This is a genomic window from Paenibacillus sp. OSY-SE (assembly GCF_000283315.1).
Taxonomy (GTDB): Bacteria; Bacillota; Bacilli; order Paenibacillales; family Paenibacillaceae; genus Paenibacillus_B; species Paenibacillus_B profundus.
This window is the reverse complement of the sequence record NZ_ALKF01000199.1, coordinates 120,982-143,233: the sequence shown is the minus strand read 5'-3', so window position 1 is coordinate 143,233 and position 22,252 is coordinate 120,982. Positions and strand designations below refer to the sequence as shown.

General features: G+C 49.7%; 23 protein-coding genes and 1 other annotated feature. Of the genes, 15 read left to right on the top strand and 8 right to left on the bottom strand.

Annotated features, from left to right (window positions below; all coding sequences use genetic code 11):
* The first annotated feature begins 37 nt into the window (after positions 1–37).
* Both A372_RS0125770 and A372_RS0125765 read left to right on the top strand, forming a co-directional pair.
* On the top strand, positions 38–1,828 hold the full coding sequence (locus tag A372_RS0125770) for a M3 family oligoendopeptidase (protein ID WP_019423809.1): 1,791 nt from the start codon (positions 38–40) through the stop codon (positions 1,826–1,828).
* 75 nt (positions 1,829–1,903) lie between these two features.
* The gene (locus A372_RS0125765; RefSeq protein ID WP_019423808.1) at positions 1,904–3,088 is read left to right on the top strand and encodes an MFS transporter; all 1,185 of its coding nucleotides are present in this window, start codon (positions 1,904–1,906) and stop codon (positions 3,086–3,088) included.
* A 136-nt stretch (positions 3,089–3,224) separates the two neighbouring features.
* Here the strand turns inward: A372_RS0125765 and A372_RS0125760 are convergent, their stop codons facing one another.
* Positions 3,225–4,481, bottom strand: coding sequence for a methyl-accepting chemotaxis protein (locus tag A372_RS0125760; protein ID WP_019423807.1), 1,257 nt, complete (start codon positions 4,479–4,481; stop codon positions 3,225–3,227).
* Between the two features lie 253 nt (positions 4,482–4,734).
* On the opposite strand from A372_RS0125760, the gene A372_RS0125755 reads away from it, so the two are divergent.
* Positions 4,735–5,127, top strand: coding sequence for a hypothetical protein (locus A372_RS0125755; protein ID WP_019423806.1), 393 nt, complete (start codon positions 4,735–4,737; stop codon positions 5,125–5,127).
* Between the two features lie 182 nt (positions 5,128–5,309).
* On the opposite strand, the gene A372_RS0125750 is transcribed toward A372_RS0125755, so the two are convergent.
* Complete coding sequence (locus A372_RS0125750; RefSeq protein WP_019423805.1) at positions 5,310–5,540, bottom strand: alpha/beta-type small acid-soluble spore protein; 231 nt, start codon at positions 5,538–5,540, stop codon at positions 5,310–5,312.
* 126 nt (positions 5,541–5,666) lie between these two features.
* Entirely contained in the window at positions 5,667–6,632 is a 966-nt protein-coding gene (locus A372_RS0125745; RefSeq protein WP_019423804.1) for an aldose 1-epimerase, read from the bottom strand.
* 180 nt (positions 6,633–6,812) lie between these two features.
* Positions 6,813–7,061: a binding site (T-box leader), on the top strand.
* Positions 7,062–7,122: 61 nt separating this feature from the next.
* Here A372_RS0125745 and trpS point away from each other — a divergent pair.
* Positions 7,123–8,109 carry a tryptophan--tRNA ligase gene (gene trpS, locus A372_RS0125740; RefSeq protein WP_019423803.1) on the top strand — a complete coding sequence of 329 codons (987 nt, stop codon included), beginning with the start codon at positions 7,123–7,125 and terminating at the stop codon, positions 8,107–8,109.
* Positions 8,110–8,213: 104 nt separating this feature from the next.
* On the opposite strand, the gene A372_RS0125735 is transcribed toward trpS, so the two are convergent.
* Entirely contained in the window at positions 8,214–8,402 is a 189-nt protein-coding gene (locus A372_RS0125735) for a DUF5325 family protein (protein WP_019423802.1), read from the bottom strand.
* A gap of 121 nt (positions 8,403–8,523) precedes the next feature.
* On the opposite strand from A372_RS0125735, the gene A372_RS0125730 reads away from it, so the two are divergent.
* A complete protein-coding gene (locus A372_RS0125730) occupies positions 8,524–8,742 on the top strand; it encodes an alpha/beta-type small acid-soluble spore protein (RefSeq protein ID WP_019423801.1) in 219 nt (72 codons plus the stop codon).
* A gap of 401 nt (positions 8,743–9,143) precedes the next feature.
* On the opposite strand, the gene A372_RS0125725 is transcribed toward A372_RS0125730, so the two are convergent.
* On the bottom strand, positions 9,144–10,121 hold the full coding sequence (locus A372_RS0125725) for a metal-dependent hydrolase (protein ID WP_026011294.1): 978 nt from the start codon (positions 10,119–10,121) through the stop codon (positions 9,144–9,146).
* 77 nt (positions 10,122–10,198) lie between these two features.
* Here A372_RS0125725 and A372_RS0125720 point away from each other — a divergent pair, with 77 nt between their 5' ends.
* The 3 genes from A372_RS0125720 (at position 10,199) to A372_RS0125710 (ending at position 12,230) form a co-directional block, all read left to right on the top strand.
* Complete coding sequence (locus A372_RS0125720) at positions 10,199–10,504, top strand: hypothetical protein (RefSeq protein ID WP_019423799.1); 306 nt, start codon at positions 10,199–10,201, stop codon at positions 10,502–10,504.
* 128 nt (positions 10,505–10,632) lie between these two features.
* Positions 10,633–11,565, top strand: a complete 933-nt coding sequence (gene cyoE, locus A372_RS0125715; protein ID WP_019423798.1) for a heme o synthase — start codon at positions 10,633–10,635, stop codon at positions 11,563–11,565.
* A gap of 50 nt (positions 11,566–11,615) precedes the next feature.
* Positions 11,616–12,230: an SCO family protein gene (locus tag A372_RS0125710; RefSeq protein WP_019423797.1), complete on the top strand. Its 615-nt coding sequence runs from the start codon at positions 11,616–11,618 to the stop codon at positions 12,228–12,230.
* A gap of 12 nt (positions 12,231–12,242) precedes the next feature.
* Here A372_RS0125710 and A372_RS0125705 read toward each other — a convergent pair whose 3' ends face one another.
* The 3 genes from A372_RS0125705 to A372_RS0125700 all read right to left on the bottom strand — a co-directional run bounded on the left by A372_RS0125705 (position 12,243) and on the right by A372_RS0125700 (position 14,284).
* Entirely contained in the window at positions 12,243–12,593 is a 351-nt protein-coding gene (locus A372_RS0125705; RefSeq protein ID WP_019423796.1) for a toprim domain-containing protein, read from the bottom strand.
* A 220-nt stretch (positions 12,594–12,813) separates the two neighbouring features.
* Positions 12,814–12,912, bottom strand: coding sequence for a YjcZ family sporulation protein (locus A372_RS39685; RefSeq protein ID WP_233698015.1), 99 nt, complete (start codon positions 12,910–12,912; stop codon positions 12,814–12,816).
* Positions 12,913–13,093: 181 nt separating this feature from the next.
* Positions 13,094–14,284, bottom strand: a complete 1,191-nt coding sequence (locus A372_RS0125700; RefSeq protein ID WP_019423795.1) for an MFS transporter — start codon at positions 14,282–14,284, stop codon at positions 13,094–13,096.
* A gap of 171 nt (positions 14,285–14,455) precedes the next feature.
* On the opposite strand from A372_RS0125700, the gene A372_RS0125695 reads away from it, so the two are divergent.
* The 7 genes from A372_RS0125695 to A372_RS0125660 all read left to right on the top strand — a co-directional run bounded on the left by A372_RS0125695 (position 14,456) and on the right by A372_RS0125660 (position 22,181).
* On the top strand, positions 14,456–14,896 hold the full coding sequence (locus A372_RS0125695; protein ID WP_026011293.1) for a hypothetical protein: 441 nt from the start codon (positions 14,456–14,458) through the stop codon (positions 14,894–14,896).
* Positions 14,893–16,089: a transglutaminase domain-containing protein gene (locus tag A372_RS0125690; protein ID WP_019423793.1), complete on the top strand. Its 1,197-nt coding sequence runs from the start codon at positions 14,893–14,895 to the stop codon at positions 16,087–16,089. Before A372_RS0125695 ends, A372_RS0125690 begins: the two co-directional genes overlap by 4 nt.
* Before the next feature lie 74 nt (positions 16,090–16,163).
* Complete coding sequence (locus A372_RS0125685; protein ID WP_019423792.1) at positions 16,164–18,278, top strand: peptidoglycan D,D-transpeptidase FtsI family protein; 2,115 nt, start codon at positions 16,164–16,166, stop codon at positions 18,276–18,278.
* A gap of 252 nt (positions 18,279–18,530) precedes the next feature.
* Positions 18,531–18,848, top strand: a complete 318-nt coding sequence (locus tag A372_RS0125675; protein WP_036705296.1) for a metal ABC transporter solute-binding protein, Zn/Mn family — start codon at positions 18,531–18,533, stop codon at positions 18,846–18,848.
* A gap of 312 nt (positions 18,849–19,160) precedes the next feature.
* Positions 19,161–19,895, top strand: a complete 735-nt coding sequence (locus A372_RS0125670) for a Cof-type HAD-IIB family hydrolase (protein WP_026011292.1) — start codon at positions 19,161–19,163, stop codon at positions 19,893–19,895.
* Positions 19,896–19,919: 24 nt separating this feature from the next.
* Positions 19,920–20,405, top strand: coding sequence for a DUF456 domain-containing protein (locus A372_RS0125665; RefSeq protein ID WP_019423788.1), 486 nt, complete (start codon positions 19,920–19,922; stop codon positions 20,403–20,405).
* 141 nt (positions 20,406–20,546) lie between these two features.
* Entirely contained in the window at positions 20,547–22,181 is a 1,635-nt protein-coding gene (locus A372_RS0125660) for a putative polysaccharide biosynthesis protein (RefSeq protein ID WP_019423787.1), read from the top strand.
* Positions 22,182–22,252: the final 71 nt, after the last annotated feature.

Genomic DNA, 22,252 nt, shown 5'->3' with positions numbered 1-22,252 from the left:
CCGTTACCAATAATATTCGCAGAAAGGTGTGTATGGCATGAAACAACCTTTAAGCCAAACGTGGGACTTGGATGTCATTTTCTCCGGGGGCGCTGAGTCCGAAGCATTGCAGCAATCGCTTGCAGCCGCAGAACAGGATATCGCGGCACTGACTGGCAAGCTTAAGGAAATGTCTGCTCCGCAAACGTTGGAGGACACGAAGGAACTCGTACATATTACTGGACAACTGCAAGATGTAAATAAGCGCCTCCATGAAGCTGGAGCTTATGTTGGCTGCCTTACAGCGCAAAACATTAAAGACAAGAAAGCGATTCAATTGTCTGGCCGCATTCAAACACTGGGCGCGCAGCTGCTTACAGTCGATACGCTGTATGATGAACTGCTGCGCAGCATGCCGGACGAAGTGTGGGCTGCTTTTGTGAAGCTTCCTGACAACGAGGGCATCGCCTTCAACTTGAATGAGCGCCGCGAATGGGCCCGGGAGAAGATGTCCCCCGAAAAAGAAGCGCTCGTCGGCGATCTGGCTACAGACGGCTATCACGGCTGGTCGGAAATGTACAACACGGTCATTTCGCATTTCCGCATCGATTATGAAGAAGACGGCAAAAAGGTACAGCTTTCCGCGGGTCAAGCACACAACAAGCTGTCGCATCCTAACCGCGAAATCAGAGAAGAAATGTTCAAGCTATGGGAAGAAGCATGGAGTGAGAAGGCAGACTTCTGCGCAGATGCGTTGAACCGTATCGCCGGCTTCCGCTTGAAGCTGTATGAGCATCGCGGATGGGATAGCGTCTTGAAAGAGCCGCTTGCGATGAATCGCATGTCAGAAGCGACGCTGGACGCTATGTGGAATACGATTGTCCGCAATAAGCCGAAGTTCGTAGCCTATTTGGAGCGCAAAGCGAAGCTGCTGGGCGTAGAAAAGTTGACGTGGTGCGATGTGGAAGCGCCGCTTGGCGGGACGCAAGCGACCATATCGTATGACGAGGGCGCGAATACTATCGTCGAGCAGTTCGGTAAATTCAGCCCGCGCATGTCGGAGTTCGCCGTGCAGGCGTTCGAGAACCGTTGGATTGAAGCGGAAGACCGTCCTGGCAAGCGTCCAGGTGGATTCTGCACCTCGCTTCCGGTCGTTAATCAGACACGTATTTTCATGACATATGCAGGTACGCCTTCCAATGTTTCTACGCTGGCGCATGAACTGGGTCATGGCTATCATCAATACGTGATGGACGGATTGCCAGCGTTTGCGCAGCAGTATGCAATGAACGTCGCAGAGACCGCATCGACTTTTGCAGAAATGATCGTATCGGATTCTGCTGTGAAGCAGGCGAAAGACGAGCAAGAGAAGTTGGCCTTGCTTGAAGACAAGATTCAGCGCTCCATTGCTTTTTACATGAATATACATGCTCGCTTCTTGTTCGAAACGCGCTTCTTCGAAAAACGCAAAGAAGGACTTCTGTCTTCCGAACAGCTGTGTTCCTTGATGGAAGAGGCGCAAAATGAAGCATTCTGCGGTGCCCTAGATTCGCTGCACCCGCATTTTTGGGCATCGAAAATGCATTTCTACTTCACTGATGTTCCGTTCTATAACTATCCGTACACGTTCGGTTATCTGTTCAGTACTGGATTGTATGCGCGTGCTTTACAGGAAGGCGAATCATTCGCTGCCAAATACGATGCGCTGCTGCGTGATACAGGTGTCATGACAGTCGAAGAGTTGGCTGAGAAGCACCTTGGCGTCGATTTGACGAAGCCGGATTTCTGGCAAACCGCAATTGACGTTACGCTCAAGGATGTTGAATTGTTCTTGCAAATGACGGAATAAGCTAGAAGCACGGCGGCATTTCCTCATAGGCTGCAGGAGCACAATTAGAGCTACCTGGAAAGGAAAGACATCATTGTGACATCGAATCGCTTGTTAAAGCTGTTTCATGCTTTGTTCTATTCCACCAATGCGTTGCTCATCCCTTATTTGCCGCTGCTGTTGCGGGAGCGGGGATTTCAATCTTTAGAAGTGGGGACGTTGCTTATGCTGGGGCCTTTCCTGGCTATGTTCGCCCAACCCGTCGCCGGGCTGGTGAGCGACCGTATGAAAGCGATTCGACCACTCCTGCTCGGTTTATGGATTGGAAAAGGAATTGCCGCTGCCTGCTTGTTTCTGTCGACAGACCGCATTACGGCGGCAATCAGTCTGCTTGCACTGTATATCTGCTTTCTGCCGGCTGTTTCATTGCTTGATACGCTGACGGTGAAGTCGGCGACAGCGTTAGGGCAGTCTTACAGCTCGATTCGAATGTGGGGCTCGGTGGGATTCACGTTGACCGCCATCGTGATGGGGCAGATGTTTGATTTGTGGGGCGGCGTCGACGCGCTGTTCTGGATGTACTTGCCGATATGGGGCGGCTTGCTCTTGAGCATGTTCTTGCTGCAAGAACCGCCGCAAGAAGCGGCGGATACGGATACCGCTGTAAATGCAGCCGTGCTGAAGAAGGCACTCTCCGTCCCTTCGCTGCTCCTGCTCCTGACGCTTATCTTTGTCATTGCGATGCCGCACCGCATGAATGATGCCCTGTTGTCGCTTCATATGAATGACTTGGGAGCCTCGTCGATGCAGGTATCTTGGGCCTGGGCGGTGGCCGGATTTAGCGAAATTATCGGCTTTGCCCTCATGACCAGGCTAATGCAGCGCAGCCGGATGCTGACGCTCTTGACGCTGGTCAGCGCGCTATATGCGATAAGATGGCTCTTATACGCCCTTGTGACGGACCCATGGGTAGTTGTCGTGCTGCAAGGAGCGCATGCGGTGACGTATGCGGCGTTATGGGTGCTTGCAATCGAGTTCGTCGTACAGCTTCTGCCGAAGCAATTGGCCGCTACTGGTCAAGCGCTGCTCGGCATGGTGTTCCTAGGACTTGCCGGCATTGCTGGAGGAATGAGCGGGGGAGCGTTGCAGGAAGCGTATGGAGGTCAGGCGATGTACTTATACGGCTTCGTCTGCGGGGTTATAGGCACAGCTGGTTTCATGCTGTGGTTGATTAGAGAACGCAAGCGTTCCGTTCGCCCTGAGGAGCAAATGATAGGATGACCGCCGTGAGCTGGCAAAGAGCTGCAGATCTTGATGATCTGCAGCTCTTTTTTTGAACGGAAACGAAATTAATAATGTAACATAAAAACAGGCGGCCATTGGCGGCTGCCTGTTTTTATGTTGTAAACTATTCATTTTACAATTTGAATACTTGAAATGTACGCTGCAACTGCACTACTTTAAGCTGCAGTTCCTCGGTAGTCTCCACCATCGCTTGCACGGAGGAGATCTGTTCATTCATGGAAGCGGACACCTGCTCGGTTCCGGCGGCGGACTGCTGCGTAATCGCAGAAATATTCTCAATGGAGCTCGAAATCGTCTTGGCTCCGTCCAGCATGCTGTCGCTTTCATGGGCAAAGGCTGCAATCTGTTCCGTAATGAACTGGATGCTCTCTACAATATCATTAAAAATGCGTTCGGTTTCCCGAATCAATTCGGTCTGTGTATGTACAACTTCTTCATTGACATGAATATTCGTTATCGCTTGCTTGATGCCTTGTTCAATTCCTTTGACAAGCGTAAACACTTCCTTCGTGGAAGCGGTCGATTCTTCAGCAAGATTCCGCACTTCCTGAGCAACTACGGCAAAGCCTCTGCCGTGCTCGCCAGCACGCGCCGCTTCAATGGAGGCGTTCAAAGACAATAAATTCGTCTGTTCGGCGATCTCCGAGATGGTGCGGGTGATTTTGGATATCCCTTCGGTCTGGCGGGCCAACTGCGTAATTGCGGTTGCCACGTGATCAGTCGCTTCAATATTCCGCTGCATTCCTGCACTTTGCGTGTCTACGGCTGTCCGGCCTTTATCCACCAATTGCAAGGTCAGGGCGGAGCGCTCGTTCATTTCTTTGGTGGAATGAGTATAGGATTCGACTTTATGTTCGATTTGCTTGATAGAATCCGACATAGCGGATATATCTTCGGATATTTCGGCAGCGCCAATGGCAAGCTCGTTCGACGAAGAAGCCACCTGCTCCATTACCATTTTCATGTTTTGGTTCTTATGATACATATCTCGTCCAGAATCAGAGACGTGACGGGATATGTCAGTCGTCTGCTGTAAAATTTCACGCAACTTGATGACCATCGAATTAAAGGAATGACCGAGCTCTCCTAAGGCATCGCTCGTCGTCACCTGAACGGTCTGGGAGAAATCTCCCTTCGCAATCTGCAATGCGGATCGGGACATCTCCATAATAGGTTCGGTCAGCGATTTCTCCAACATGTTAATGAACGGATAGCTGATCCCTATAAGGATGACGAGGGTAATTAGTCCTGGTATGAGAGAAGCACCACTTGTAAGCAGTACAATCGTAGTCAATGCGAACAAGCCCACGATACCATAGCAGCCAATTAACAGCTTATGCTTAAAGTTTAACGTATTGAACCAATTCATACGACCGCTCCTTTATATGTCCCAAGAGATCCATAATATAGCATGCTAGCATCATTATAGCATCGCCTCTGTACAGGGTCTATGTAAATGTTAGCAAATAATCAAACATTTATTATACTTTTGTCGTTTGGAGTCAATAAAAATCTAAATATGTATATATGTGTTGAAAATAGGAAAAAGTTCCCTTATAATGAGTCTTGAGAACCATTTCTTGGGATGGTGTGGCCATTTTATAAAGGAGGGAATTTGTGAGATGAAGACTAACGGAATGCCTTTGGCTAGGCAATTAAGCCTAGTGTTTGAACAGCTGGAATCTGAATTGATTGGACTAACTGGAGGTACAATCATTGTCTGCATTCGCAATGATGTGGTGGGAAAGTTCGGCGTGAAGCACGATGCGCTGGAGAGCAGCAACGGTGTAATCAAGCCCCTTAGACAGGGATTGACCTTACGTCATGTCGCCTCGTTTCGTCAGACTGCGATCGATGCTCTGAAGCATAAGAAGCAATGGACTCACGGTGAAATCGTATTCGACTTTGCTGTTAAGCAGGATACGCTGCATATCAGCACATGGTTCGAGTCGAATTATAATTTAATACATATGCTTGATAAGCAGGATACTCACACATATAAGCGCGCTTCCTGAACCGCATTACATAAGCAAAGAAGCTCTCTATCCTAGGAAAGAGAGCTTCTTTAACATTGGTGAGTAAGTATGCTTGCTCACCTCGCAGGCACGGTTGTGGCCGCAAATGAGAGGCCGGGCAAGCCGTAGCTGCTGTGGTTGCTTAAGTATGGACGATGCAGCGGCATAGCTGCACGCAGCTATTAGCGAGTGCGGCCCGCCAATTGTTGCTCAGCCATTTGAACAAGACGCTTTGTAATATATCCACCGATGGAACCCATATCACGGGATGTGTAGTTTCCATAGTAACCGTCTTGTGCGATTGGAATGCCCAATTCTTGAGCAATTTCATACTTCATTTGTTGAAGAGCTGCTGTAGCTTGTGGTACTACCAAGTTGTTAGAGCGGCTTCCTTGTTGTTGATTCACTGGCATGTTGTTCACCTCCTTGTGTTTGTTAGTATGGAAAGCTAGAGTGGAAATATGCGATGAAAAAAGCTAACTCGTTCATGTAAATAATGCCAAGTCGAGGGACCGACTTGGCATCGTTAAAGTTCGTAATTATGGATGCTGAATTTCAAGATCGAGCACTAGTGTGATCGGCTCATTCGGCTTCAAGTCGATTAGACCGGTCGTATCATTATCAAATGGAAGGTTAGGGGCATCGGTCAGCCATGTATACGGCTCGACGCACATGATTTCATCCGCAACTCCACGCGTGTAGAGCACCCAGTGCTTGAAGAACGGACGGTTGCCTGCATAACGGATGCGATAGCCGTCATCCCGTGTCAGCCAAGCCTCCGGCTTGTCCGTCCCGATGCTGAATACCGTGTCGAAGTCAGTGCCCCGCAGGTTCATTCCATTAAGAAGCTGTTCATTCTTGCCTAACGGTATGGTGTTGCCTGTAGTTATTAGCTCTTCATCAAGCTCATAAATACCGCTTACCGGAACCTGCAGCGTCCAGCGATTCGGTTCGCCGTCGATAAGGAACCAAGTATGCGTTCCGAACCCGAACGGTGCCGCTTGACCTCCTATGTTGGTCACCGTCAAGTGCTGAGATAGCGTGCTTCCTTGCAGGATGAACGTCAATTGAAATTCCAGCGGAGTCGGATATTGACGCATCCAATTATCATCGTCTGCTGTATGGAATTGTGCCGTGACGACTGCCTGCTCATCGTCCGCTTCCGCGCGAATGACGGACCATGGCTGTAAGCGGTGCAGACCATGAATATGGTTATCGTTCGCTGTATTTTGGTCAAACTGGTACGACACGCCTGCGTATTCGAATTTCCCCCGGCGAATCCGTCCCGGTGGCATCAGCATCGGGATGCCGAAATGGTATGGCTTCGTCATATAATAATCGAGATCGCTCTCCGCTGGTGCACGCAGGATGTCGCGCTGCGCCGCTTTGTCCCATAGCCGGATGACATTGCATCCAAGCTCGGGAAGCAGTGTCGCTTCCAAGGTGTCGCTGTGCATAATGAACGTGTCATAACCGTTCCATTGGCCCTTCGTAATCTGATACATATGTATTGGCTCCTTTATACAAATGAGTTTGAGCGCTTCTGCGTTAAGATCATAATAACAAATCCGTTCCGTAAAGTCATATGACTTGATGTACACGAGACGATTGACAAATGGGGAGTTCTTCGCTATTCTAGTGGCTAATCAAGTACGCAATGCCTTGACTAAGGCGGCGTCATCTAGTTGAAAGCGATGATAAGGACAAGTAAGCGATACGTTATGCTTCAGAGAGCCGGTGGAAGCTGTGAACCGGTGCTGACGTAGCTGCCGAATGGACCTTTGAGCGCTGAGCCGAACCGGTGCGATATTCACACGACAGTAGGCTTGGCCGCATCCCGGCGTTATCGGGTAGAGGTTTGCGCAACCCATTATTTTTATGCTTTAGGTTGATGCAATTAAAAGAGGGTGGCACCACGGTCTTTCGTCCCTTGACGAAAGGCCTTTTTGTATTTTTTGGCGCTGTGAAGTTGAAAGGAAAAGGAGAGTGAACAGGATGAAACGTGTATTATCGGGCATCCAACCAAGTGGTCAATTAACGATGGGCAATTACATCGGAGCGATTCAAAATTTCGTGAAGCTGCAGCATGAGCATGAATGCTTCTTCATGGTCGTAGACCTGCATGCCATTACGGTCCCTCAAGATCCAGAAGCATTGAGAGAACAGACGGAATCGGTCGCTGCACTGTATATTGCAGCAGGCATCGATCCGAATAAGGCTGCTATTTTCCTGCAATCGCAGGTGCCGCAGCATGCAGAGCTTGGATGGTTGTTGACGACGTTGACGTATATGGGTGAACTGGAACGAATGACGCAGTTCAAAGACAAATCGGAAGGAAAGGAATCGGTTGGTGCCGGGTTGTTCGTCTATCCGTCTCTAATGGCGGCAGATATTTTGCTCTACAATGCAGACCTTGTTCCTGTCGGGGACGATCAGAAGCAGCATTTGGAGCTGACTCGCGACATCGCGAACCGATTTAATCATCGCTTCGGCGATTACTTTACCGTGCCAGCGACCTACACTCCGGAAGTGGGCGCACGAATTATGTCATTGGACGATGCGTCGAAGAAGATGAGCAAGAGCAATCCGAATGCGGGAAGCTACATTGCGCTGCTGGATGACCCTGCTGTCATTCGGAAGAAAATTAGCCGGGCTAAGACCGACTCCGAGGCTGTCGTCAAATACGACCCGGTCAATAAACCGGAAGTCAGCAATCTGCTTAGTATTTATTCCCACGCTGCAGGAGTGCCGATTGCAGAGATTGAAGCGAAATATGAAGGCCAGATGTATGGACCGTTCAAGAAGGATTTGGCGGAACAAGTCGCTGCGCTTATCGAACCGCTGCAAGCCCGTTATCATGAAGTGCGCCGTACGGGAGAACATCACGAGGTGCTACGCCGCGGTGCCGAACGTGCCCGGGAAGTGGCAGAGAAGACACTTGATGAAGTGAAGCGCCGTATGGGATTTGTGCTTCCTCAATAAGTAAGTCGGCCAGTTGACTGAATGATAGTCGTGTGGCTACAACAATAAAGCAAGAGGCCTCTTGAAGGAGCGATTCGCTTCGGAAGAGGGACTCTTGCTTTTGTTTATTCATTCGCGGAGGATGTGGATTGGCGACGCAGTCTTGCCTTCGTCACAAAGCCAAACCCGATATTGCACACGGCCAAGACTGCAAACAAGACGACAAGCCATGCATTGTAGCTCAAGGAGATGGCGGTGGCCGTCAAGAGGCCAATAGAAGAGAAGGCGAACCATAGCGCCAAGCCTTTACTCATGGGGATCGCTCCTTTTGGATAGAAATTGAGTCGAAAACAAGTATAACATTTCGCAGGTCGGATAAAATAAGTTTGCAAGCTTGCACAACTAGAAGCGCCAATGTGAAAGGAGATTCACCCTATGTCTAATCAATCCCGTTCCAACAATTTGGTCGTTCCTCAAGCCACTGCAGCACTGCAACAAATGAAATACGAAATCGCTCAAGAATTGGGCATTCCGATTGCGCAAGACGGCTACTATGGAAACTACACATCCCGTGATATGGGTTCCATCGGTGGATATATTACAAAGCGTCTTGTGCAAATGGCTGAGCAACAATTGTCCGGCGGAAATCGCTAATAGCATGCATTGAAGTTTCGAGGCTACTCCTGCGCGCGGAGTAGCTTTTTACCATTAAGGAAAGTTCAAGTTCTGTGAAGCGTTAAAGCGACCCAAGCACTCCTTGTGGCGATTGATTCGTGATATTTGACAAATTGTTGCAAATGATGGTCATATTCCCTTAGCTTTACGGCATAATCAGTATATCACATAACGGACTTCAACAGATTTATTGCAGGACAGCATTATAGACGGAAGAGGGGCCTGCCCAAAAGTAGATTTTTAATCGAAATAGACAAAATTCTTCTTGACTAACGCAGCAAAACAGACGGGTCATCCTTGGACCGTCTGTTTGTGTTTGTTGACATCAGCCTGCGGCAAACAGCATGTAGACTGTACATTGTCCGGCGGATCCGGCTTCTTTATTCCAATCCGTATCGTTTGACGGTGCGGGTATGACTTAACCAACCGATGAAGTAGTCCAATGTTTCGTACTTCAAATTCATCATGACGATGGCCACTAATGGATACTGCTTGCGGTGGCGATACCTTACATCCACCCAACGTACGGCATAGCCGTATCCGGTATGCTCCACGGTAGCGCATGCATAGCTTGAGAAATAAAGCAGTGCCCGCACGGCAGGGTGAGACTTGGATGCTTCAACGGCGGGATGATCGTGACATACCGCTCTTTCCGTCCAATGAAGAATGCCCCGCTTCCAATGGCCGATCATAAAAGACCCGTTCGGACTCCGCTTTACTACATTCCATCTCGACAGGGCTACGGTCGGAATTATCGTGTATATTTCTCCTTTTTCATACTCCTTATCAAGCAGAGGCAATTGTCGTTCCACTTGTCGGTGAACATGGGTTCGCCATACATAGTAAGTGATAAGCAGCAGATATAGAGCGGGAAACAGCACGCGTGGAGAGAGGATGCCGAATCCCCAGAGCGCGATCGCAATAAGATGCGTGGAAAAAATGATCGGATCGAACAAAGCGATGATGTTCCATGATATCCATCGTTTCGTAAACGGCCAGACCGCTTGGGTGCCATATGCATTGAAGACGTCCGTCAGGACATGCAGACACACGGCCAAGCCTGTCCACAGCAATACATGCGTGAAGGATGCGCCTTTATTGAGCCATGTCAGCACACCGGATATTAGGAAGGACCATACTGCAATCATTGGCAGCGAATGGGAGTACCCGCGATGCTGGCGAATATAGAGAATATTGCTTTTCCATTTTAGGGCCGTATCGGCATCAGGCGCCTGAGAGCCGAGCAGCACGCCGAAGAAGACGGCAGTCGCAGTTGCTGGCTCCGATACGACGAGGGGGTCCCACTGGGACAGCCCGGCCAATCCGAGTCCGATTATGGCATGTGTGCTTGTATCCATCATTAATCACCCACTTGTATTGTGGACAACTTTGTTCCAAAATATGACTCATGGGTTCATAAGAAGATAAAGAAAGGGTGGTCAAGTTGAATCGAATCATTTTTGTAGAATATCGGATTGCTCCAGAGCTCCGGGAGACCTATCTGTCTCTCGTAAAGAGACAGCTGCAGAGCCACACGAATGCGGTGTTGTATGAAGGAACGGATCAACCTAACGTTTTTGTTGAACAATGGTTGAACACATCCCATGAGGATTATGTTCGCATGAAAAAATTGCGGCTTGAAGAAAGCAGTGAATGGGATGAAATTACGGCATGTATTCCAGGGGGAAGGGGGAAATTGCATATTTGGGAATTTGAGGAGCTTAATAAACATTGTGAATAAAAGGTCAAGGCCTTGTCAAATTATTGAACGACATTGTCATGTGCTGGACATTTTTGCTATGATAAAAATTACAGCAGATGCACAACTTTTCTGCTCTTCTCTGAACACAACAAGGAGGAAAGGGTCACGTGGATAAACAAATGACTTGTCAGGCTCCTTCCGATGCCGTTATGCTATCGCCGGGACCGATGCGGGTTGGATTATGGAGAGAGTTTATTCTGCTAACGAAGCCGGGAATTATACGCTCCAATTTATTGGCTACGTTTGCGGGCTTCTGGGTGGCAGCTAAATGGGACATTCCCTGGATGACCTTGCTGTGGGTGCTGGCGGGAACGACGCTCGTTATGGCATCCTCATGTGTATTTAACAACTATTTCGACCGTGATTTCGATATGAAGATGGAACGCACACGCAACCGAGCGCTTCCTACGGGTCGATTGCAGCCTCAAGTCGTACTCTGGTATGCGATTGGATTGGGAATCGCGGGATTATTATGTTTATTTTTACTCATTAATCCACTTGCAGGTTGGCTCGGATTAATAGGCATGTTCGTATATGACGTCGTCTATACGCTCTGGCTGAAACGGACATCGACATGGAGTACATCGGTAGGCGGAATCTCGGGAGCGATGCCGCCGGTTATCGGCTATGTGGCCGTTACTGGGTATGTTGATATTGGAGCGGTTCTGTTCTTTGCTGTATTGTTCTTGTGGCAACCGCCTCATTTCTGGGCGCTCGGTATTCGGCGTGTGGAAGAATATCGCGCAGCAGGCTACCCTTTGCTGCCGGTCGTCAAAGGGATTAAGCGCACGAAGTGGCAGATGATTCCTTATGTTGCGTTGCTTTTGCCCGTATCCTGGTTATTTTATGCATACGGCTACGTCAGTCTTATTTACGGCATTGCAGGAACGGTGATTAACCTTATTTGGTTGTATTTGTGCATAGCAGGACTTCGGAGTAACAATGACGAGGTGTGGGCTAAGCGCAACTTCATCTTCTCAATCAATGCATTGATGCTGCATCTGATTATTCTTATCTTGGATACAATGGGGAAAGCCTGATTCATGAGTTAAGAATTACAGAACATGGGAGAGTAACGGGGGATCGAGCGATGTCACAATGGGCGAAGAAGTATTCTTTTCAAATTTTTCTGATGGCGTTAGTCCTTGTATTTGCTGTCGTAGCGGCCATTCTATACTGGCCTCGCGGGCCGGAACTGCCGCTTACGGATAAGACGGCACCGGATTTTACAATGCAGAACGTAGACGGTAACACGGTTAGCTTGGCCGATACGAACGGCAAAGCGCGGTTGTTCTACTTCTACTTCACCAATTGTCCGGATGTGTGTCCGCCAACGACATACATGCTGTCCGAAGTTCAGCAATTGTTGAAGGATAAAGGCGTATTTGGCAAGGATGCAAGCATTGTGTCCATATCGTTCGATCCAGAGCGGGACACACCGGAAGCGATTCAAGAATGGTCTAAGAAATACAATGCTGACTACAGCGGCTGGTATTTCCTTCGCGGTGACGAGGCGGATGTGGCCAAGATGATGCCAGCCCTCGGTTCGAGTGTCATCAAGGACGAGGACGGCAACTTTACTCATTTGAATGTCATTACGCTGGTGGATCAGGATGGCAACATCCGCAAATACTACAACGCCAATGATCGTGAAACTTCGTCACCTGAGATCATTGCGAATGACGTTATGAGTTTAGTGAAGTAGCAGCATAATGAATCAAGCAAGCGGGGGTGGGTCCGGATACATGATGTATTCGTCCAGCCCCGCTTTTTCTAATTGCTGGATTAAATAATCATCGGGTGTGCCCTCCACCCCCGCATAACCACGCCGGGTATATATATGTTCGGCATCGGGAAACGTATCCCGCAGCACGCCCCGTATACGCTTGCCAGAGGCATCATTATCCATGAACAAATAGACCGGCTTGTCCCCCGCCTCTTTGTGCAGCGCTTCAGTCCGTTCCGTATTCAATGTGCCGTATGTGCACAAGATGCAGACCTCATCATTCAAGAGGCGGCGCAAGCGGCTGCGGTCGTTCTTTCCCTCTACAATGATTGTAATTTCCATGGCGTTCACCTACTAATATATAAAGTTCATTTATGTATCGGTTTTCACTCCTAGTGTAACATAAACCCATCCCCGCCTTGCAACGTTCCAGCCGCTACCCTCGTACATATGAGAAAACCTCTATCGAGGCTTTTCGAAGATGAGCGACCGCGTGTAGAGCTAGATGGTAAAAAACGGCCTGCCTAGGGGACAAGCCGCATGAGGAGAGAGCGAGAGGATATTAAAGCAATGGTGCGCGGAGAATGATCACAAGCAAGATGTACAGAACGAGGATTGTGCTTGTTGCTGTCCAGAAGCCTATTCCGCAACCGGCGGTGATTGGCGCTACGGGTGTCGGTTCAGGACCACATGGATCAAAACAATTTCCCATCTCGTTTCACCCCGCTTTCGTCGATAGTCTGTTATCACAATGCTATACTATGTCAGATGTCACGGAGTGTTCTGTGCTTCTACCCAGACCGCTCCGATTTAGGTTAGCGCCCGGTATGTCCCTCATGTTGTTATGTACGCGGGGATGTTGCCTGAGGCTGTTGCGTGTGCAGCCTGCCGTGTGGTATAAACGGATGTCTGGCTGGAAGCATCGTGACTGCCAGCATGAGAAACAGAAAAGCGATAAAATAAGGTGAAATCGTGTCCCGTATTTGTCCGGCAAGCATCGGGCCAAGAAAGGAACCGATGGAAGAAGCGATGGACAGGATGGAGAATATACGTCCATAGCGGACACCTCCGCTAAGCTGTATTAAATGAGCTGATAAAGCGGGAAGTATAATTCCCTTGGTCATCCCGATAAGAAACAGTGTTGCCATCAACGGGATCGGCCAATGGATAGCGAGCCCGAAGAACAGCAACGATAACCCGAATGCGCCCATCCATGTGCGGGTAAATGCAGGGTATTGGTTCAAGAACAGCAGGCTGAGTGTGAATAAGGCGCCGAGGCTGACAGCGGAGAATAAGATGCCTGTCTTCATTATGGACTCAAGCGCGTCAGCCATAAGCGGAAGCTCGAAGAACAAGATGCCTTGCGAGCAGGCAATAGCTAGCGGCATAAAGTAGAAGCGCCACGGTACCGCAGGCGCTTTGTCGTTGGCGGTCACAGGAGTTGACGTGTTTTCGCTCTGAGCGGGCGTCTTATGCATGTCGCTTTCTTTAATATCTTGGATAAAAAACCATGCCAGCGCACCGACGAAGACAAGCGCGATGCCAAGCGCTTGAAACGCCATTGAGAAGCCTATCTTGGCGACGAGATAGGCCCCGGCTGCCGGAGAGACGACGGAAGCTAGCGTATGTACAAGGCCGTTGCCAGCCATAAGCTTGCCTTGCTGCACATGATCCCGCGCCATACGGGCGAGCAACGTCAAGCAGGCCGGAGACAGAAAGGCAAGCACGAACCCGCTAATCGAGCGCAGCACGAGCAGCTGCCACGGATTGACGACATGGGCTTGCAGAATCATGATGATACCGGCACCGATAAGGCTCAGTACAATAAAAATCCGGCTGCCGAATCGGTCAATTCCGTAACCGGCCATTACATTGCCTGGCAAATGGGTAAAGGAGTACATGCCCATCATCAATCCGATAAAGGACGGGGCCGCGCCTAACGAAATGGCAAACGGGGTCAATATCGGATACTGCGCATGCAGATCAAAAAATGCAACAAATAAGAACAAGTAAAGCCAAAGCACAGAGCGCAAATCAGTCACCTCCAGATCGCTATGGTATACTTGTACGTCGAAATGGACGAACTTATTACTTTTTCAAAGGCAGTTCAAAAGTTTTGGCCGGACATACTGCTGGTCTTACTGTTGCAACAATTGGGAATGATGTATAATACGCAAAGACGCAAAGGAAAGGATGGTTACCTAGTGAATCAAATGGAAATGTGGTTTGAATTTATAAAGCAAAATTGGCTTGTCTTCCTAATCGCACTCATCGTGTTGTTCGTCATCGTAAGCTTCGTGAAGACGATGGTCAAATGGGCACTTGTCGTCGTTATTGTAGCAGCGGTAGCCGTATATAGCGGCATTACATGGGACGATGTGAACAATGTCGTGACTACGGTGACGGATGAAGCGGTGGATAAGCTGAAGGACCAAGCGGTGCAGGCAATGATGGACGAAGCGAAGCAGGCTGACTTCACCACCAATGAAGACGGGACGTATACGATTAAGACGTCGAATCTTGAAATGAAAGGGACGCCGAACAGCGGCAAGGTGAACGTCTCCTTCCGTGGCGTATCGCTAGGTGAATGGGACATGAACGATTCGATACGCCAATTCATTCAAGCGGCGAAACAGAATAAATGAATTCGGGGATAGTGTGGGAATGGAATGCCGTGACGATCTTGCTCCTCGTCATTGTCATTCTCTCCGTACTGCAAGGGGTGACGAGAGGCGCTACAGGGTCCATGCGTCACCTCTTCTTCTTTGTTATGGATTCTTTGTTTACGTTCATGTCCCTGTTCATCACCTTTCATATGGTGCTATGGATCTCTCCGTATGTTCAGCGTCAATTCGTGGAGTGGAACATTACGATTCCGTCGCATTCATTGGCTTGGTGGGAGCAAATGTACTATACATTTATTACCGGAATGCGCGATTTTGCCCTGCTGCGCTTTGCGATTCTGTTCATGCTCCTCTATTTAGTCGTGCGGATGATATTGGCGTGGATCGGAGCGCATACCGTATTACGCGGAGGCGCTGAATCGGCAGCGGGAAGCCGTGGGGAAGCACAGAAATCAGGAATCATATACGTGCTCCAGAAGGCTGTGAATTGGATTGTCGGAGCCGTGCTGGGCAGTGCTGTAGGGATAGCGCGCGCATTCTTCGTCATCTTGGTGCTATTCGCCTATGTCACTCTGCAGCCCGATACAAAAGCAAGTGATATGATACAAGCTTCGTCCGCTTATCGCACCGTAGCCAGTCGGGTCATTGAGCCATTGGCCGGAGACTTCATTGCAGAGCAGCTTCCTGTGTTTACTTCTCAAGTGGAGAAGGAATTAGGCGCGTTAATGCAGCGGAAGTACGAGGTAATCGACAATCAAATTCCGGCCGATATCGAGCAGGCTGCGCTTGAAATTGTGCGTGGCGCGACGACGGATGAAGATAAAGCGCGCCGGTTATACGACTGGATCGGCAGTCGAGTGCAGTATGATTGGGATAAAGCCCGTCAGTATGAGACGAAGCGCATCTGGAAGGAGCAGGGGCCGGAAGATACGTTTGCATCCAAACAGGGCGTATGTATCGACTACGCACGTCTGTATGCAGTTATGGCGCGCGTGGCCGAACTCGACGTGAAAGTGGTGACGGGGCTCGGCTATAACGGTAATGGCGGCTATGGCCCGCACGCGTGGAACGAAGTATGGCTGCGCGAGGAGAAACGCTGGATACCGCTGGATGCAACGTGGGCAAGCTCCGGTGATTGGTTCAATCCGCCGAAATTCGATGCGACGCATATCCCGGACAAGCTGCTTTCCGCCAGTAATATTACCTCGCATTGATACTTTGAATATTGAGGAGCGGATATGGTAAAATAGACAGGATTGTAAAGTAAAGCAAGAAAGGATGATGAGGCTTGAGTCATCCACATGCGGATGATCCGCAGAAGCGTGAACTCCATAACCGCCGGAATTTCTCGTTTCGGTTGAACTTATTCTTTTTTATAACCTTTGTCGTATTTACCGTACTTATCGTGCGGTTGGCGATATTGCAATTCGTAGAAGGTCCAAGCCTGAAGGAGAAGGAATCGCAGCTTGGGTTCCGGGAGACGGCGATTCCGCCGCTGCGGGGCACGATATGGGACGCTTCCGGTAAGACAAGGGTGGCGTATTCTACGGCGACCCAGTCGCTCTATTTCAATGTGGAGAAGAACTATGGGGATCCTAAGAAGGCGAAGCTGACGGAGGTTCAGCAGAAGAACCGGGAAGAGGCGCAGCTCTTGGCAAAACAGCTCGCCGAAGTGTTCAACAGGCTCGGTACTCCGAGCGAGAAGCCGTTAACGCAAGATGTCATTTATAATGAATTGATGGATTTAGAAGGGAAGAGATATTTCGTATATGTGCCGCGCCTCATCAAGACCGGTCTGACGCAGAAGGAAATTGCGTATTTTCTCGAGCATAAGCCGGAATTCAAAGGCATCGACATTGTCGAGGACAGCGTACGCAACTATGATCCCAATTCGGTGGCCGTGCAGACGGTGGGCTACTTGAAGAAATTCAAAGGGGTACGCGAGGACTCTTCCTATTACAAGGAAAAACATGAAAAACGCAATGAGCTGTCAACCGAAGAGCGGTATTTGGAATATGAAGATGTCGGCTTCGACGGCATTGAGCTCATGTACCAAGACGAGCTGCGCGGCTTGAACGGCGTCAAGAAGTTCCCTGTCAACGTCGCTGGACGCATTATCGGTCCAATGGAATTGACGAAGCCGCAGAGGGGCAACGATCTCTATTTGACGATTGATAAAGAGATTCAGGAACGATCGGAAACCGCGATTATGGAGCATTTGAAGAAGCTGCGCAATTCGTCCAACCGGTTCGAATCGGCTCCGAACGCCCGTACCGGCTTTGCCGTCGCGATGGAAGTGGACACAGGCAACGTGGTCTCCATTGCGAGCATGCCTGACTACGACACGAACGTGTGGAAGAACGGATCGATAAGTCCTGAAAATTATCGAAGTAATCAGTATTTTATGGGCAACGGGGCAATTCGCGAAGTGCAGGCGCCTTATGAGGATGATAAGGAGCGGATGAAGCATCCGAGCTCACTCGTCTATCTCGGCTCGACGATGAAGCCGTTAACCGTACTCATTGGCTTGCAGGAGGGATTTTTCGGCCCATATTACAGATATACTGATTATGGGTATGCGGAGATTGGCCGTAAAGGCTACGAGCGGAAGATATGGAACTCGAGCCGCCGTTCTTGGGGACCAGGAATGACGCCGGCGTATGCACTGGAGAAATCATCCAACGCCTTTATGGTCGACATGATCGGGAAGCGATTGTACAGCATGCCGGAGAAGGACGGCAAGAACGGTCTGCAAATATGGGACGAATATATGGAAGCATTCGGTCTCGGCGTGAAGACAGGCAGCGGTTTGCCGGGAGAGATTCCCGGGCTGAAGGACTACATCGCCGATGCGGAAAAGTATAGTGCCCAGTCTGCGTTGGCAAGTGCTTCATTTGGCCAATTAGGGAAGTATACGACATTGCAGCTTGCGCAATATACGGCGACGCTCGCGAACCATGGCAAGCGCATCAAGCCGCAGTTCATCAGCAAAATTGTGGATGGGGAAGGCAAGGTTGTCAAAACGTTCGGCCGTGAGGTGTTGAACGAAACCAAATTCAATGAATCATATTGGGATGTCGTCGAGCAGGGGATGCTGAAGGTCGGCGCTCAAGGCTTCGATGATTTCCCTTATCAGTTCTACCGCAAGACGGGTACGTCCGAGCAGGATGTTGGCGGCGGGAAGCGTGTTGAGAATGCGGTGTTCATCGCGTATGCGCCTGCGGATAAGCCGAAGCTGGCGGTGGCCGTCGTCGTGCCAGAAGGCGGATACGGTTCATACGGGGCTGGTCCGATCGCACGTGAAATCTTCGATGCGTACGATGAAGAATACGGCTTGGACGGCGTGCCGAAGAAGAAGGCGAAGACGGGTGCTGCGGAATCAGAGACAGCAGCGGATGAATAAAGAAGACAATGCTACAAGACAGATATACTGACATAACAAAAATAAAAAGACTTTGTCCACTATCCGGAAAGCGCACCAGTAATGGGGTGTCCGCATACGATATGACAAAGTCTTTCCTTTTTTTTGCTGAAAAAGTTGCATTGGTAAAACATTTTTTCATATATTTAAAAAATAAGGTCTATAACAAAATTTTTGGGAGTATCAAAATTATCACAATTAGGGGAACCGGAAAGATAGGAGAGTGCAGGTAGAATGACTAGGAAAATGGGGAAAGCGGCAAGTACAGTGAAATGGAATTCGGCGTTAAAGAGATTAGTTATGACGGTGTTGTTCCTGAGCGTAGTATTCGCTCTAATGGCCTGCGGCAATACGAACGAGGGGAAACAGGAAGAGGAAGGCATGAAGGTTGCCGTGAGGGACAGCAAGCTGAAGGTGACCACTACGATTGGAATAATTGCGGACGTCGTCAAAGAAGTAGGCGGCGAGCATGTGGATGATATCGGCTTAATGGGGCCGAGTGTCGACCCTCATCAATATAAATCGCGCCGGATGGCGGAAATGAAGGCATGATTTGGATACGGGGAATGCCCCTTGCTCGATACATTCGGGCAATGGGGCTTTTTTTCGTATGACGTGGTGCAAGATTCGATGTCGAGTCTGCCTGCTGAACCACTTCGTGATCAAAAGGGGGCTTTCTGAGCAACCTCTAGTTAGAGAGTTAAATAGGAAGGAAGTCTTTGTTGTAGCCGCATCGTTATGATACAATGTCGTTATGCAAATTTACGTATGACAAACTTCAACATATTCAAATATACAAGCTTCGACAAGAACGACGGCAACGAGTCTGAAGCGGGACAGCCAGAACTAGGAGTGAATGCTGAAATGAGTAAATATACATTGTTGGCCCTTGATATGGACGGAACGGTTTTGGATGAAGATCAGAACATCAGCACTGAAACGGCGGATGCGATACATGCTGCGCGCGATGCCGGCATCATTGTCATGTTCTCCACAGGACGGGCGTTTCAGAACGCTCAGCCTTATGCAGAGGAGCTCGGGTTAGAGTCGCCGATGGTGACGGTAAACGGCAGTGAAGTATGGAAAAATTCGAATGAGCTGCTTGTGCGTCACCTGCTTGACCGCGATGCGGTCAGCAAAATGGTGGAGATGTCAGAACAGTATGATGCTTGGTTCTGGGCTTACTCCACAGAGCGGCAATATAATCGAGAGAACTGGGATGCCGATATTGACGCAGAGGAATGGCTGAAATTCGGCTACTTTACGGAGGATGACCAAGTTCGGGAACAGCTATGGAAAGAGCTGCGGGCGATGGGCGGACTGGAATTAACCAATTCTTCACCGCATAATATAGAGATCAATCCGATTGGCATCAGTAAAGCGTCGGGCATTCAGACCGTGTGCGATCTGCTCGGGTTTTCGATGTCACAGGTGGTTGCCGTAGGAGACAGCTTGAACGATCTAGCGGTAATTCGAGCGGCAGGACTTGGCGTTGCCATGGGCAATGCGCAGGATGAAGTAAAGAAAGCGGCTGATGTCGTCGTACGTTCGAACAATGAACATGGTGTGGCTCAGGTAATCCGGGAATATGTATTGTAGAAAACCTATGAGAGGCGTCTGTCTATGACCATCCTTGCTTGGATATGTGTGATCGCATTATTTATTCTTGGCATGGCGGGTGCGATCTACCCGATTCTGCCGGGAGCATTAGCCATCTATGCAGCCTTCTTTGTATATGGCTTGTTCGTCAGCTTCGAACCGTTCGGATTCTGGTTCTGGACGATACAGACACTTATCGTCGCCGTGTTGTTCATAGCTGATTACGTCGTCAATGCATGGGGCGTGAAACGGTTCGGCGGATCACGCGCTTCGATTATTGGCAGTACGGTCGGAATTCTGATCGGGCCGTTCGTTATTCCGGCATTCGGCATCATATTGGGGCCGCTTCTCGGCGCGTTTATCGGGGAGATTATTGCAGGAGCTAACGTTGAGAAATCAGCTAAGTCGGCTATTGGAGCGGTCGTCGGTTTGTTCTCAAGTATCGTGGTTAAATTTGCTTTGCAAATTGGGATGATTATTCTGTTCTTCATTTGGGTGTTCATGTTCTAATGTAGAAGAGCGGTTCAAAAAGGTCACTTTTCAGCACCGAGGGGGCTTTTTGGACAACCTCTAGAAGAGCTTCGACAGAGGCTCTTCCTGCTTGTATGACCTGATGAGGTACGGGCTAGCATAAAGAAAGAAGGGAAACGTTTGGCAAAGGAATCATTTATAAAAGGAACGCTCATCATCGCCGCTGCAACGTTAGTGGCGCGTGTGCTCGGCTTATTCCAGCGCGTGCCGCTCGAGCATATGCTAGGTTCCGTCGGGAACGCATCGTTCGCGGCTTCGCAGACGGTATATCTTATGATACTTGCCGTTGCGACGGCGGGTATTCCAAGCACACTGAGCAAAATGGTCTCCGAACGCTATGCGCTGAACCAAGTGCGTGAAGCGGAGCGAGTCTATTATGCGGCGCTCTTATTCGGATTAGTCTCAGGCGTCGTCGCGACGGCCCTGCTGTTCATATTTGCACCGTTCTATGCAGACATGATCCAGTTGCCGGAAGCCGCGCTTGCCATTCGTGCGTTAGCGCCGGCGCTGTTGTTGTTCCCGGTCATCGCTATGATGCGCGGTTACACGCAAGGCCGCAACATGATGCAAGCGAGCGGAGTGTCTCAGATCGTGGAGCAAGTACTCCGCGTCGTGACCGCGATCGGACTTGCCTTCGTGCTCATGCACAACGGAGCATCCCAGGAATGGACGGCAGCTGCAGCTTCCTTCGGCGGTGTGCTGGGAAGTGTCGGCGCCTTCATCATTATGGTGTATTACCTCGGCAAGCTGCGCCAGGCAGACCGTAAGGCAGGTGTCCGTGCGCGTCGCACCGGGGCTAAGAAGGTTCCTTTAAGTGATATTTTCCGTTCGATCTTTGCTTTGTCAGTCCCTATCGTACTGTCTTCACTGGCTGTTCCTGCGGTGAATTTTATCGATACGTCCATTACAATTCCGCTGCTGGCTCCAGATCTCGGACAGGTAGAAGCTGCGCATTTATATGGTATCCTCGGGCAAAGGGCACAATCGATTGCAGGCATACCGCCGATTTTGGCGATTGCGCTCAGCACTTCGCTTATCCCGGTCATTTCTGCGGCGTTTGCCAAGCGGGACTTGAATCATTTGAAACGCCAGACCTCTTTGGCGATGCGTATTTCTGTACTGAGCGGCATGCCGATCGTATTGGCCCTTGCGGTCGGAGCATACTCTGTCAACGGCTTCTTGTTCAGTACACTGGATGGTGCGGGAATTATTGCCATGCTTACTTTTGGAACCATTTTTCAAATTACGATGATGACGTCGAGCTCCATTCTAATCGGACTTGGTAAGCCTTATATCGCTATGATTAGCGTAACACTTGGCATTATTATTAAATTGCTCGCCAGCTTTGGACTTGTTCATTTCTTCAGCATTTACGGCATCATTGGAGGCACAGCGATAAGCTTCCTTATCATTACGTGGCTTAATCTTCGCGTCATGAAGAAGGTAGTTCCGTTCGATGTGCTCGGTAATCGTTGGCCGGGCTTTCTGCTCACCGTTGTGATGGCCGGCGGCATCGGCTTCGGAGTCGAGAAACTGGGCGAGCAGTTGGTCGGAATACTGCCGGCCAAGCTAGTATACATGTTCACAGCTGGTATTGTAGCTTTAGTCGTCGTAGCCTTGTTCGTAGTTGGACTGGTTGCTTTCCGCGTCGTGCGTCAGGATGAACTTGGGAGCTATCCGCGTCCCGTTCAGAAGGCGCTGCGTCCATTAATGCGACTGCAAGGCGGCTCGACACGGGGGCGTTCGCGGAGATAAGCGAGAGTTATACAATGATAGCAAGACTGTGCCAAGGAGAGCTTAGGGGCGCAGTCTTTTTTTTGGGGTTG

Excerpts from the sequence above, each read along its gene's own strand:
- A372_RS0125755 (WP_019423806.1), top strand. The coding sequence starts at position 4,735 with ATGAAGACTAACGGAATGCCTTTGGCTAGGCAATTAAGCCTAGTGTTT.
- A372_RS0125705 (WP_019423796.1), bottom strand. The coding sequence starts at position 12,593 with ATGGAAATTACAATCATTGTAGAGGGAAAGAACGACCGCAGCCGCTTG.
- A372_RS0125670 (WP_026011292.1), top strand. The coding sequence starts at position 19,161 with ATGAGTAAATATACATTGTTGGCCCTTGATATGGACGGAACGGTTTTG.
- trpS (WP_019423803.1), top strand. The coding sequence starts at position 7,123 with ATGAAACGTGTATTATCGGGCATCCAACCAAGTGGTCAATTAACGATG.
- A372_RS0125760 (WP_019423807.1), bottom strand. The coding sequence starts at position 4,481 with ATGAATTGGTTCAATACGTTAAACTTTAAGCATAAGCTGTTAATTGGC.
- A372_RS0125690 (WP_019423793.1), top strand. The coding sequence starts at position 14,893 with ATGAATTCGGGGATAGTGTGGGAATGGAATGCCGTGACGATCTTGCTC.
- A372_RS0125735 (WP_019423802.1), bottom strand. The coding sequence starts at position 8,402 with ATGAGTAAAGGCTTGGCGCTATGGTTCGCCTTCTCTTCTATTGGCCTC.
- A372_RS0125725 (WP_026011294.1), bottom strand. The coding sequence starts at position 10,121 with ATGGATACAAGCACACATGCCATAATCGGACTCGGATTGGCCGGGCTG.
- A372_RS0125675 (WP_036705296.1), top strand. The coding sequence starts at position 18,531 with ATGACTAGGAAAATGGGGAAAGCGGCAAGTACAGTGAAATGGAATTCG.
- A372_RS0125770 (WP_019423809.1), top strand. The coding sequence starts at position 38 with ATGAAACAACCTTTAAGCCAAACGTGGGACTTGGATGTCATTTTCTCC.
- A372_RS0125750 (WP_019423805.1), bottom strand. The coding sequence starts at position 5,540 with ATGCCAGTGAATCAACAACAAGGAAGCCGCTCTAACAACTTGGTAGTA.
- A372_RS0125710 (WP_019423797.1), top strand. The coding sequence starts at position 11,616 with ATGTCACAATGGGCGAAGAAGTATTCTTTTCAAATTTTTCTGATGGCG.
- A372_RS0125665 (WP_019423788.1), top strand. The coding sequence starts at position 19,920 with ATGACCATCCTTGCTTGGATATGTGTGATCGCATTATTTATTCTTGGC.
- A372_RS0125745 (WP_019423804.1), bottom strand. The coding sequence starts at position 6,632 with ATGTATCAGATTACGAAGGGCCAATGGAACGGTTATGACACGTTCATT.
- A372_RS0125730 (WP_019423801.1), top strand. The coding sequence starts at position 8,524 with ATGTCTAATCAATCCCGTTCCAACAATTTGGTCGTTCCTCAAGCCACT.